Below are 11,447 nucleotides of genomic sequence, written 5' to 3'. Positions count from 1 at the left end.
GCCCCCGTCCTCGCGGGGCGCAGCCGTCGGCGAGACGCCGGCGTCAGCGCCGGGCGCCCTCGGCCCGCCGAGACGCCGCCGGATCCGGCGGCGTCTCGACGCTCCGGCGGTGTCTCGCCCTGACGGTGGCGTCTCGCCGCTCCGGCAGCTCCGGCGGAACGACGGACGGACGGGAGGCGCGGTGCCAGCCGGCACCGCGCCTCCCGTCCGTCGTCGCGCAGCGAACGCGATCAGCGCCGACCGTCGATCAGCGCCGACCGTCGATCAGCGCTGGCCGGTGATCAGCGCTGACCGTTGATCTGGCCGAGCCAGCGGCCGAACGTCTGCTCCTGCTGGTCGTCGTGCAGGGCGCGCAGGGTGCTGGTGGGCATGCAGCGACGCTCGGTGTCGACGCTGTTCCCCTTGTGGAGGTCGAGGGTCATGGTGTGCTCCTTCGCGTGGTGTGTGGATGGTTCGACATCGTCGGCGGCTCGGGCATTCCCGCTCGGGGGAGCGGAGTGTCCGGTTCACGAGCCGGAGGTGGACGGGGTCAGGGCGTGACCATGCCCCCGTTGACGTTGAGGGTCTCGCCGGCGACGAAGCTCGACTCCTGCGACGCGAGGAACACGTACGCGGGGGCGAGCTCGGCCGGCTGTGCGGCACGACCCATGGGGGACTCGCTGCTGCCGAACTCGGGCAGCGACTCGGGGTCGACGCCGCCGCTCGGCTGCAGGACCGTCCAGGTCGGGCCGGGTGCGACGATGTTGACCCGGATCCCGCGCTCGACGAGGAGCTGCGACAACCCCTTCGAGAAGTTGTTGATCGCGCCCTTCGACGCCGCGTAGTCGAGCCGGTCCGGTGCGGGCTGGTAGGCCTCCATCGAAGCGGTCGTCGTGATCGTCGACCCCGGCTGCAGGTGCGGGAGCGCCGCCTTGACCAGCCGGAAGAGCCCGAAGACGTTGACGTCGAACGTCGCCTCGAACTGGTCGTCGGTGATGTCGAGCAGGTCCGGCTGCCAGCGCTGCTTGCCGGCGACGCTGACGAGCGCGTCGATGCCGCCGAGCTCGGCGACGGCGCGCTCGACGAGCAGTCCCGCGTACGCCTTGTCGCGCAGGTCCCCGGGGACCGCGACGGCCCTCCGTCCGGCGGCCTCGATCTGCTCGATGACGTGGTCGGCGTCGGACTGCTCCTCGGGCAGGTACGCCAGGACGACGTCGGCACCCTCGCGAGCGAACGCGATCGCGACGGCCGCGCCGATGCCGGAGTCGGCGCCGGTGATGACGGCCTTGCGGCCCTCGAGTCGCCCGGTGCCCCGGTAGCTCGACTCGCCGAGGTCGGGGATCGGGTCCATCTGGGACTGCAGGCCCGGCTCCTCCTGCGTCTGCGGCTCGGGGGAGACGTCGGGGTAGCGGCTGCGCGGGTCGCCGAACTCGTACTGGTCGGCGGGTGCTGCCTGGTCGGCGGGTGCCGCCTGGTCGGCGGGTGCTGCCTGGTCGGGTGCGCTCATCGGGTGGCCTCCAGTTCGACCTTGACCCAGCCGGGCTCACGCCGGTCGAAGGCCTCGTACGCGGCGATCGCGTCGCCGATGGGCTCGTGCTCGGTGATCAGCGCGGTCGGGTCGAACTGACCCGACGCCACGAGGTCGATGAGCGGCGGGGTGACCGAGTGGTGGTCGCAGTTGCCCATCCGGATCGTCAGGTTCTTGTTCATCGCCTCGCCGATCGGGTACGACTGCGCGGTCGGACCGTAGACGCCGATGATGCCGATGCGGCCGTACTTCGCGACGGACGCCACCGCCCACTGGGCGACCTGGGACGGGCCGTCGCCGGGCTTCCACTGCTTCTGCTCGCCGAAGCCGTCCGGCGAGGCGTCCGGCGCGACCTGCTGCACCTCGGCGTCGAACTGCTGGGCCTGCTCGTTGGACACCGCTGCGGGGCCCCGCTTCGGGCGCTCGGCGTCGACCCCCACGGCGTCGATCACGGCGTCCGCGCCGATGCCGTTGGTCAGGTCCATGATCGCCTGCACCGGGTCCTCGCGGTTGTAGTCGACGACCTCGCAGTGCTGCGCAAGTGCTGCGGCGAGCCGGGTCTCCTCGCCGTCGACGACGATCACGCGGGCGGCGCCGAGCTTGTAGGCGGAGGCGGCGGCGAACTGGCCGACGATGCCGGCACCGAACACGACCACGACGTCACCGCGGGTCACGCCGGCGAGCTCGGCACCGAACCAGCCCGTCGGGAAGATGTCGGAGAGCAGGATCGCCTGCTCGTCGCTCACGTTCTCGGGCAGCGGGTGCATGGTGTTGCGGGCGAACGGCACGCGCACGTACTCGGCCTGCAGGCCGTTCACCGGCCCGGTGGACTGCGGGCCGCCGAAGAAGCTCGTGCCGGCCTGCGGGCCGTTCGGGTTGGCGACGTCGCACTGCGCGGTCTTGCCCATCCGGCAGTACCGGCACGCGCCGCACGAGATCGTCGAGTTGATGACCACGCGGTCCCCGGCACTGAACCCGCGGACGGCGTCCCCGACCTCGGTGACGACGCCGACGGCCTCGTGCCCGAGGATCGTGCCCTCCTCCATCGGCGCCATGGTGCCGCGGACGAAGTGCAGGTCCGTTCCGCAGATCGCACTGCGGGTGATCCGGACGATCGCGTCCTCCGGGTGCTGGATGGTGGGCTCCGGGACCTCGTCGAGACGGATGTCCCCGATGCCGTGCCAGACCACTGCGCGCATGTCGCTCTCGCTTCCTGTCGTGGGGTGTTCGGGGGACACACAACCCGCGGCGGCCTGGACGGACGCGGAGCGGCGTCCGATCAGCGCACCGGAACGGGGGACACGCAGCGCTGCGTGGACACCCAGGCCTGACGCGTTCGCTGGCGCCCATGAGTGACGACCAGCACGACGAGAAGCAGACGCGCGACGACTTCGCCGACGCGGTGAACATGACCGCGTCGGAGCTGGAGAAGTGGCTCGACACGGACGAGTCGAAGGAGGTCGGGCAGAAGTCCGACGGCGGCGGCGAGTCCACCGGGCACGAGAGCGGTCGGCACATCGTCCGCATCCTCGAGAAGAAGCAGGGCGACTACACCGACGACGACCACGCCCACATGCGGAAGGTCGTCGGCTACGTGGCACGGCACACGAAGCAGGAGCCGAAGGGCGACTCGCACGACTCGCGGTGGCGGTACTCGCTCATGAACTGGGGCCACGACCCGGAGAAGTAGACCGCGGCGACGCGGGCGCTCGACGGGCGTCGGGCAGAATGGGGTCGTGGACGACTCCGGCATGCCCCGCTTCCGCCGCATCTGGTCGACGATCCAGGTCGGCGTCCTCGCCGCCGCCGTCGTGTTCTGCGTCGTGATGCTCGTGATCGGCCAGGGCGAGCTCGACCGCGTCTACGCGGTCGCGGCGGTGTTCTTCGGCCTGGCCCTGGTCGGCCACGCGACGTACCTCTGGCTGCTGGCACGCGCCCGGCGCTGAGCAGTGGACGGACGGGAGGCCCGTGGCGGGGTCGCCACGGGCCTCCCGGCCGCCGTCAGGACTGCTGCCAGACCCGCACCCAGTCGACGAGCATCTGCTGCGGGAACCGCGTGGTCGCGTCCGGCGAGCCGGGCCAGGTGCCGCCGACCGCGACGTTGAGCAGTACGAAGAACGGCTTGTCGAAGACCCACAGCGACGACCCCACGTCGGCCCGGGTGACCGTGCGCTGCGCGACGCCGTCGACGAGCCACGTGACCGACCCCGGTCGCCAGTCGACCCCGAAGACGTGGTACGCGTCGGCCCAGGCTGCGCCGTTCGGCAGGGTCGCAGCGGCCGACAGCCCCTTCGCTCCGGAGTAGCCGGGTCCGTGCACGGTGCCGTGGACGGTGCCGGGCTCGTACCCGACGTTCTCCATCACGTCGATCTCGCCGCAGGTCGGCCACCCCACCTGTCCGATGTCCGCTCCGAGCATCCAGAACGCGGGCCAGATCCCCTGTCCGCGCGGGATACGGATGCGTGCCTCGATCCGGCCGTACTGCGCCGTGAAGGTGCCCTCGGTCTTCAGCCGGGCGGAGGTGTACGTGCCGTCGGCCTCGCGTCGCGCCGTGATGACGAGGTTGCCCGCGCCGTCCAGCGCACTGTTGCGCCGCGAGTCGGTGTAGGTCTGCAGCTCGGCGTTGCCCCAGCCGCCGGCGCCGGTGTCGAACCGCCAGATGCCGGAGTTCGGAGCGGTGCCCGCGGTGCCGTCGAACTCGTCCGCGGCGAGCAGCGTGGCTGCGGACGTCGTGGTGGCTGCCTCGGCCCGGCCGTCAGCGGAGAGCGCCGCGGTGGCAGCGACCGTCGCGGTCGCAGCACCACCGAGGCCCAGCGTCAGGAAGCGGCGTCGGTCGACGGGGTGTCCGGCGTCGTCCGGCGTGTGGTCGTGCGGCATGTCGGTGTTCCTGTCCTCGTGCCCGTCGGTGGACGGGACGCACGATCATCGCCCGTGATCGGACCCGTGGCCAGTCCACAGTTCGAGGGACAAGGAGGCGGTCACGGCCTCAGGGGCGGTAGCCGACGCAGAGCACCGTCACGTCGTCGGGGTGCTCGCCGGCGTGCGCGAGGTCGGCGATGCCGTCCACGACCTGCTGCGGGTGGTCGCGTTCGGCGACCCACGCCTCGAAGCGGTCGACCGAGTCGAGGTCACCGCCGAACAGGTCGAGGACCCCGTCGCTGACGGTGACGATGACGTCGCCCGGCTCGAGGACGGTGTCCTCGGCGGTCCAGGCGGTACCGACGCCGATCGGCAGGTGCGCGGACCGCAGCGGGCGGACCGATCCGTCGGCGCTCCGCAGCACCGTCAGTCCGTGCCCCGCGTCCACCCACCGGGCGTGCCCGTCGCGGTCGACCCGGACGTGGAAGCACGTGGTGAACTGCCCGCTCGTCAGGTCGGACGTGCCGGTTGCGAGCCCGGTCGCGGCGCGGCGGACGGCGACCGCGGGGTCGGACTCGTCCACCGTGCTGCGGATGAGGGAGCGCACGGCCGCGGCGATCATGCCGGCGCCGACGCCCTTGCCCATCACGTCGCCGAGCGTGAAGGCTGCCCCGCCGGGGGTCGGGAACCAGTCGTAGAAGTCACCGCCGACGGTCCGGGCGGGGATGCACACGCCCACGGCGCGGAGCTCGTCGGGCAGCCCTGCAGCGGTGGTCGGGAGGAGTGACTGCTGGACGAGGGCTGCACGATCGAGCTCGCCCTCGGCAACGCGTCGTCGACGCTGCACCGCGGCGAGCTGGAGGTTCGCCTGCCGCGCGAGCTCGTTCGTCACAGCCGCCATCGCGCCGAAGACGACCACGACGGTGAACAGTCGGACGAACTCGCTGCCCTGTGGGTCCTGCGGGGCGATCAGGTACGGCAGCATGAGCGTGCCGGCCGTCCCCAGCACCGGCCAGGAGATGTTCCGGCGACCGGGGTTCGCCGCGACCCAGATCAGGGGCAGTGCGACGATCGTGGTGAAGACCGATCGACTGTCCCCGGTGCCGTAGCGGAGCAGGCCGACCGCGACGAAGTCGATGGCCGGGATGACCAGTTCGATGCGGAGCACGGCGGGCCACCGGGCGGCAACAGCGGCGAGGACGAGACCCGCCACGGCGATGCCCACGCCGGTCCACATCCAGGGGGCGTCGGTCACGAGCAGCCACGGCGAGAACGCGCTCGCGACGGCCGCTCCGACGATCAACGCCGCGATGACGGTCTGCTTCGCCAGCGGCGCCCACGAGTTGCGCAGGCCGGCGAGCACGATCGGCCCCGTGTCGTCGCGGACCGAGGTCGTCCACGTCCGCGCCGACGACGGGCGGTCCGCGGTGCTCGTCACACGGTCGAGTCAACCCGGACCGGGTGCTCCGGGCAACCCCACTCCGAGGGCCGGGCGTGTTGAGCCGCGCTCACGGGACGATCGCCGCCGTGCTCAGAGTCCGAGTCGGAACGCCAGCGGCACGAGCAACCCGGCCACCCAGACGAGCACCATCACGAGGGCGCCCGCGGCGAGCCACCGTCGACGTCGGCGGAGCTTCGGGCTGCGGTCCTCGCCCCACATCTGCGCGCGGACCAGGGTCCGGTTGGCCTGCTCGACCACCCGGCGGACCTCCGGGTCGTCGAGCGGCAGCGACCCGGACCGGGCGTGCTCGGCGATCGCCGTCGCTTCCTCGACCGTCAGCTCGTCCTTCGGCATGCGCCAATCGTCGCACCTCGGCCCCTGCGCCGGAAGCGCGCGGCATGTGCGCCCGTCGAGCGGAGCGCGGAGCACGCGTCAGGTCGAGCTGGTCGCGGCGAGGCGTCGCACCTCGGCGGTGAGCACGTCGACCGCCCAGGTGGCGTCGGCGTCGGCGGGTGCGTGCACGAGGTGGAGCGTCAGGCCGTCGACGAGGGCGTGCAGACGCGCGGCGTCGGGCGTCACGACGACGTCGGCGCGGCCCTCGGTCGTCGTGGAAGTGCGTGCGAGGGCGAGGAGGGCCGCGCACGCACCCCGCAGCAGGGCGTGGGCCTCGTCGTACGCCGCGCGCACCCCGTCGTCGGTGAGCGCGAGGGAGCCGAGCGTCAACCACACCCCGGCCTCGACCCGGCGTTCGTGGTCGAGCGGGAGCAGCTCCCGCAGGCAGCGTGCCGCGAACTCCACGGGATCGTCGTGCGGTCGACGCGCGGCGTGCAGTGCGTCGAGTCGGCGTTGCACGTGCTCGAAGACCCGTCGGAGGCAGGCCACCCGCAGTGCGTCCTGTGTCGGGTACGCGCGGCGGAGCGAGGCCGTCGCGATCCCGGCCTCCTCGGCCACGTTCCGGACGGAGAGGGCGGCGAGGCCCTCGCGTGCGAGGACGCGCCAGGCTGCCTCGCCGATCTCGCGATCGCGTTCGTCGTGGTCGATGAGCTTGGGCACGTCGCGATCGTACACAGCTGTACTAGCATGGCGGTGTGAACACAGTCGTACCAAGAAAGGTGAGCCAATGCTGATCGCCGCCGTCATCGCCTGCGAGGTGGGCTTCTGGGTCGCCGTCGTCGCGGGCCTCGCCCTGCGGTACGTCGCCGGGCGCCCCCGTGCCGGTGCCCTCGTGCTCGGGACCGCTCCCGTGATCGACGCGGCACTCCTCGCCGTCACGGCCCTCGACCTGGCGCGCGGCGGACGGGCCGACTGGATGCACGGTCTCGCCGCCCTCTACATCGGCGTCTCGCTCGCCTACGGGCGGCGGATGGTCGGCTGGGCCGACGCCCGGTTCGCGCACCGGCGGCACGGTCGCCCGCTGCCGACGAGACCGACCGGGTGGGCGTACACCCGAGCATGCTGGGCCGACGTGCTGCGGACGCTCCTCGCCGTCGCGATCGCCGCCGCGGTCGTCGGCGCCTTCCTGCTCGCGTTCGGCACCGGGTCACGGACCGAGGCGCTGGTCGGTTGGCTCCCGGTCCTCGGGGTCGTGCTCGGGATCGAGTTGCTCTGGGCGGTCAGCTACACGGTGTGGCCGCGCCGCGCCGGCTGAGGGAACGCCGCGCCTGGGTGCCACCGGAGCCGCCGCCGGGTAGCAACGCAGACATGACCAAACGGTTCCGCGGGAAGATCGTCGTCGTCACCGGAGCATCGAGCGGCATCGGGAGGGCCGCTGCGCACGAGTTCGCCCGGCAGGGCGCGACGCTCGTGCTCGCCGCCCGGGGCCAGGGCTCGCTCGAAGCCGCCGCGGCCGAGTGCCGCGCCCTCGGGGCCGAGGCCGTCGCGATCCCCACCGACGTCGCCGACGAGCGCGCCGTGCAGACCCTGGTCGCCACCACGACCGCGCGGTTCGGCCGGATCGACGTGTTCGTCGGCAACGCCGCGCTGTTCGTCTACGGGCTGTTCGAGCAGACCCCGACGAAGGCGTTCAAGCGCGTCGTCGACACCAACCTCTACGGACACCTGCACGCGATCTCCGCCCTGCTGCCGCACTGGAAGCAGCGGGGGAAGGGCACCTACGTCCTGGTCGGGTCCATCCAGTCACTGCTCTCCGCGCCCTACCAGTCGGCGTACGTCACCAGCAAGCACGCCGCCCTCGGCCTCGTCGACGTCCTGGGCGACGAGTACGCCGGCACCGGCATCCGGTTCACCGCCCTGCTGCCCTCGACGATCGACACCCCGATCTACCAGAACGGCGCGAACTACACCGGCAAGACCTCGCACCCGCTGCCGCCCACGGTGTCGGTCCAGCGCGCCGGCAAGGCCGTCGTGCAGGCCGCACTGCACCCGAAGCGCTACCGGTTCGTCGGACGCATCCAGGCGTCGCTCGTGCCGCTGCAGTACGTGTTCCCCGGCCTGTTCCACAAGATCACCAAGCCCATGGTCGAGACCTTCGCGCTCCGCGGCAAGGGCGTCCCGAGCGACGGGAACCTGTACGAGCCCGCCGACGCCCACAACGCCACCGACGGCGGCTGGGTGGCGAAGCGCCGCCGCGTGACACGTCCGCTCGTCTGGGCGGGCGTCGCCGCCCTGGTCGGCACGGTCCTGCTCGGCCGGCCACGCCGCTAGCGCGGGCCGACCCGACGACGGACGGGAGGTCCGCACCGGGCCGGCGACGAGCCTCCCGTCCGACGGCTGCTCGCCGTACGCTGGGCGGGTGGAGTTCCCGGGGGAGGCGGCCGACGCGCGTGGCGCGTCGACCTCTCCGGGGTCACCCCGGGGCACGCAGGACCAGCAGGACGACACGCCCCGAGCGGGAGAGCGCGCTCCGCGCGCCACGCCGCACGGAGGCACCGACGGGTCCCCCGGGAACCCCACGCCCCTCACCGTCGTGGCGGCGGCGCTCGCCGACGCCTTCCTCACCGCCGACGACTGGACGGTCGACGACCTGACCGCTGCCGGGTACGCGGTCATCGGCGTGGAACGGGCGTACGTGGGACGAGCCGTCGCGGCGGCCCTCGACGCGTACCCGAGACCACCGGTCGACGCGCCCCGTCAGCTCGCCGCGGTGCTCGCGGCCGCACCGCAGCTCGCCGCCCTGCACCGCTCCCGCGAGGCCCGGCGTCCGGTCCGCGTGCTCGCCCGCCGCGCGACCGCCGTCCGGGCGCGACCCGAGACCGACAGCCCGCTGCTCGTCGACACGCTCCCCGAACTCGCCCGTGCGCTCGACGTCACCGTCGGCCGGCTGCTCTGGCTCGCGGACACCAGGGCATGGAACCGCCACGCCCCGGCGGGCAGTCCGCTCCACCACGTCCGGCACGAGTGGGTGCTCCGCCCCGGACGGGTACCGCGGCTGCTCGAGAAACCGATGGACCTGCTCCGCAGGACGCAGCGCGCGGTCCTCGACGGCCTGCTGGTCCGGCTCCCGGTGCACGACGCCGCCCACGGCTTCGTCCCCGGCCGCAGCGTGGTCACCGGGGCCGCGGCGCACACGGGCCGGCAGGTCGTGCTCACCGCCGACCTGACCACGTTCTTCGCCAGCGTCACCGCGCCGACGGTCTACGGCGTGTTCCGGTCCGCCGGTTACGCGGAGCCGCTCGCGCACGTGCTCACCGGGCTCTGCACCCACCGGGTCCCGCCGCACGTCCTCACCGCGATGCCCGCGGGCGGGAGTCCCGAGGAACGCGCGGCCCTGCGCGAGGCGCTCGCCGTCGCCCACCTGCCGCAGGGCGCGCCCTCCTCGCCGGCGCTCGCCAACACGGCGCTCCGGCACCTCGACGCCCGGCTCGCCGGGTGGGCTTCGGCAGCCGGCGGGCACTACACGCGGTACGCCGACGACCTGACCTTCAGCGGCGACGACCGGCTGGCCGCCAGGTCCGGAGCGTTCCTGCGCGGCGTCGAGCGGATCGTGACCGAGCAGGGCCACCGGCTCAACCCGCACAAGACCCGCGTGCGGCGTCGGGGCACCCGGCAGTCGGTCACGGGTGTCGTCGTCAACGAGCTGCCGTCGCCCGGTCGGCGCGAGGTCGACCGGCTGCACGCGGTCCTGCACAACTGCGTGGTGCACGGTCCGGCGTCCCAGGACCGCCACGGCCACACGGACTTCCGCGCGCACCTGCTCGGCCGCATCGGTTGGGTCGAGCAGGTGCACCCCGGTCGTGCGCGCCGACTGCGCGAGGAGTTCGCCCGCATCCGCTGGTGATCCGCCCACCGCGCGACACACCTGTCCGGAAAGCGTACGAGGAGCGCCGGTGCTGAGACGATGCGGTCGTGACTGTGCAGGCACCGGGCACCGAACGCCCCACGTTCCGCCGGTTCCGGGTGGTCGCCGTCAGCGAGGACCGCGGCGTCGAACTCGACACGATCTACGGGACCGCCGACGGGATCGACAGCGCCCTGGACACCTTCCGCTACCTCGGCGCGGGCGACACCGAGGTCTCGGTCAGACGTGCCGAGGTCGAGGGCACGCGCGCCGGCACCATGCGGCCCCGTGACGAGCACATCGTCTTCTGGGTCGGCGACGGCAGCGCGACCATCGAGGACGTCGACACCGGCGACGCACTCGCCGTGCAACCGGGCGTCCCGGTCCTGCTCTCCGCCTCGCGCCGCTACGCCTTCACGGCCGACGTCCGCACGGTGACGATGGTCCACCTCTCCGACCGCGTGCTCCGTCGCGCGCTCGTGCGCCGGGGACACGTGCCGACGGGTCCGGTCGTCCTCGCGCTGGAGTCCACGGACGACTCCGCCCGGCGGACCCTGCGCGACGTGATCCGTGCGCACGGCGGACCGGTCATGGACGCGGCGCTCTCCGACTCGGCGCGACAGGCCGTCAACACCGCGATCGCCGACGCCGTCGTGGAGGCCTTCCCGGTCGTGCCGAGCCCGACGCCGACCGGTCGCGGCTCGGCCGACCGTGCCGCGGAGTGGATCCGCACGCACGCCGACCAGCCCGTGACCCTCCGGGACATCGCGGACGCGGTGGGGATCAGCGAGCGGGGACTGCAGAACGCGATGCACCGGCGGTTCGGGGAGTCGCCGATGGCCAGGCTCCGCGCCGAGCGGCTCGACGGTGCGCACCGGGAGCTCGAGACGTCCGGTGGGGACCTCCTCGTGGCCGACGTCGCTCGCCGGTGGCAGTGGGCGCACCTCGGTCGGTTCGCCGCCGCGTACGCGGAGCGGTTCGGCGAGCACCCGAGCGACACCGTCCAGCGGAGTCGGTGGGACGACGTGCTGCGCTGACGCCGGTGTCGGCGGTGCTCCCTACGGTGGCTCCGTGGTCGAACCGGTGGACGCGTGGTGGCGACGGCGACAGTGGTCGCGCGGCACCGCCGTGCCGTACGCCGTCGGCGAGTTCCGGTCGGCCTGGGCGTCCTGGCCGGTGCTCGTGCGGCAGTACCACCCGGAGTGGAACCACGGCGTGGTGCTCACGCAGGTGCCGCCCGCGGCCGAGGTCCTGCTGACGTGGGAGTGCGACGTCGGACACGTCTTCGTCGCGACGCCGGCCGAGCAGCGTGCACGCCCCGGCCGCGAGCGCCGCAGGTCGGTGTGGTGCCCGGAGTGCCACCTGCAGGCGACCCCGCGACGGTGGCCGGTGCTCCCCGCGGA

14 protein-coding genes are annotated in these 11,447 nt (G+C 73.2%); 7 read left to right on the top strand and 7 right to left on the bottom strand.

Annotation, left to right across the window (positions count from 1 at the left end):
• Positions 1-281 precede the first annotated feature (281 nt).
• The 3 genes from D8M35_RS16425 to D8M35_RS13150 all read right to left on the bottom strand — a co-directional run bounded on the left by D8M35_RS16425 (position 282) and on the right by D8M35_RS13150 (position 2,706).
• On the bottom strand, positions 282-422 hold the full coding sequence (locus D8M35_RS16425) for a hypothetical protein (protein ID WP_153257447.1): 141 nt from the start codon (positions 420-422) through the stop codon (positions 282-284).
• A gap of 107 nt (positions 423-529) precedes the next feature.
• A complete protein-coding gene (locus tag D8M35_RS13155) occupies positions 530-1,486 on the bottom strand; it encodes an SDR family oxidoreductase (RefSeq protein ID WP_126892266.1) in 957 nt (318 codons plus the stop codon).
• Positions 1,483-2,706, bottom strand: a complete 1,224-nt coding sequence (locus D8M35_RS13150; RefSeq protein ID WP_126892265.1) for a zinc-dependent alcohol dehydrogenase — start codon at positions 2,704-2,706, stop codon at positions 1,483-1,485. Before D8M35_RS13150 ends, D8M35_RS13155 begins: the two co-directional genes overlap by 4 nt.
• 149 nt (positions 2,707-2,855) lie before the next feature.
• On the opposite strand from D8M35_RS13150, the gene D8M35_RS13145 reads away from it, so the two are divergent.
• Together D8M35_RS13145 and D8M35_RS13140 are read left to right on the top strand one after the other, a co-directional pair.
• Positions 2,856-3,197 carry a DUF3140 domain-containing protein gene (locus D8M35_RS13145; protein WP_126892264.1) on the top strand — a complete coding sequence of 114 codons (342 nt, stop codon included), beginning with the start codon at positions 2,856-2,858 and terminating at the stop codon, positions 3,195-3,197.
• A gap of 46 nt (positions 3,198-3,243) precedes the next feature.
• A complete protein-coding gene (locus D8M35_RS13140) occupies positions 3,244-3,453 on the top strand; it encodes a hypothetical protein (protein WP_126892263.1) in 210 nt (69 codons plus the stop codon).
• Positions 3,454-3,508: 55 nt separating this feature from the next.
• On the opposite strand, the gene D8M35_RS13135 is transcribed toward D8M35_RS13140, so the two are convergent.
• From D8M35_RS13135 to D8M35_RS13120, 4 genes are all read right to left on the bottom strand, one after another.
• Positions 3,509-4,384 (bottom strand): family 16 glycosylhydrolase, encoded by an 876-nt coding sequence (locus D8M35_RS13135; RefSeq protein WP_126892262.1) that lies wholly within the window; start codon positions 4,382-4,384, stop codon positions 3,509-3,511.
• Positions 4,385-4,493: 109 nt separating this feature from the next.
• Positions 4,494-5,804, bottom strand: a complete 1,311-nt coding sequence (locus tag D8M35_RS13130) for a PP2C family protein-serine/threonine phosphatase (RefSeq protein WP_126892261.1) — start codon at positions 5,802-5,804, stop codon at positions 4,494-4,496.
• Between the two features lie 93 nt (positions 5,805-5,897).
• The gene (locus D8M35_RS13125; RefSeq protein WP_126892260.1) at positions 5,898-6,161 is read right to left on the bottom strand and encodes a hypothetical protein; all 264 of its coding nucleotides are present in this window, start codon (positions 6,159-6,161) and stop codon (positions 5,898-5,900) included.
• Between the two features lie 78 nt (positions 6,162-6,239).
• A complete protein-coding gene (locus D8M35_RS13120) occupies positions 6,240-6,860 on the bottom strand; it encodes a TetR/AcrR family transcriptional regulator (protein WP_126892259.1) in 621 nt (206 codons plus the stop codon).
• A gap of 67 nt (positions 6,861-6,927) precedes the next feature.
• Between D8M35_RS13120 and D8M35_RS13115 the strand changes: the two genes are divergently transcribed.
• From D8M35_RS13115 to D8M35_RS13095, 5 genes are all read left to right on the top strand, one after another.
• Positions 6,928-7,455, top strand: coding sequence for a hypothetical protein (locus D8M35_RS13115; RefSeq protein ID WP_126892258.1), 528 nt, complete (start codon positions 6,928-6,930; stop codon positions 7,453-7,455).
• 53 nt (positions 7,456-7,508) lie between these two features.
• Positions 7,509-8,471, top strand: coding sequence for an SDR family NAD(P)-dependent oxidoreductase (locus D8M35_RS13110; protein ID WP_126892257.1), 963 nt, complete (start codon positions 7,509-7,511; stop codon positions 8,469-8,471).
• Between the two features lie 88 nt (positions 8,472-8,559).
• Entirely contained in the window at positions 8,560-10,044 is a 1,485-nt protein-coding gene (locus D8M35_RS13105; protein WP_126892256.1) for a reverse transcriptase family protein, read from the top strand.
• Between the two features lie 68 nt (positions 10,045-10,112).
• Positions 10,113-11,081, top strand: a complete 969-nt coding sequence (locus D8M35_RS13100; protein ID WP_126892255.1) for an AraC family transcriptional regulator — start codon at positions 10,113-10,115, stop codon at positions 11,079-11,081.
• Positions 11,082-11,115: 34 nt separating this feature from the next.
• The coding region (locus D8M35_RS13095) for a zinc-ribbon domain-containing protein (RefSeq protein WP_274542776.1) at positions 11,116-11,447 on the top strand (332 nt) is incomplete at its 3' end.

It is taken from the genome of Curtobacterium sp. HSID17257 (assembly GCF_003989515.1).
Lineage (GTDB): Bacteria > Actinomycetota > Actinomycetes > Actinomycetales > Microbacteriaceae > Curtobacterium.
Note: the sequence above shows the minus strand (reverse complement) of the source record. Positions and strands in the feature narration are given on the sequence as shown.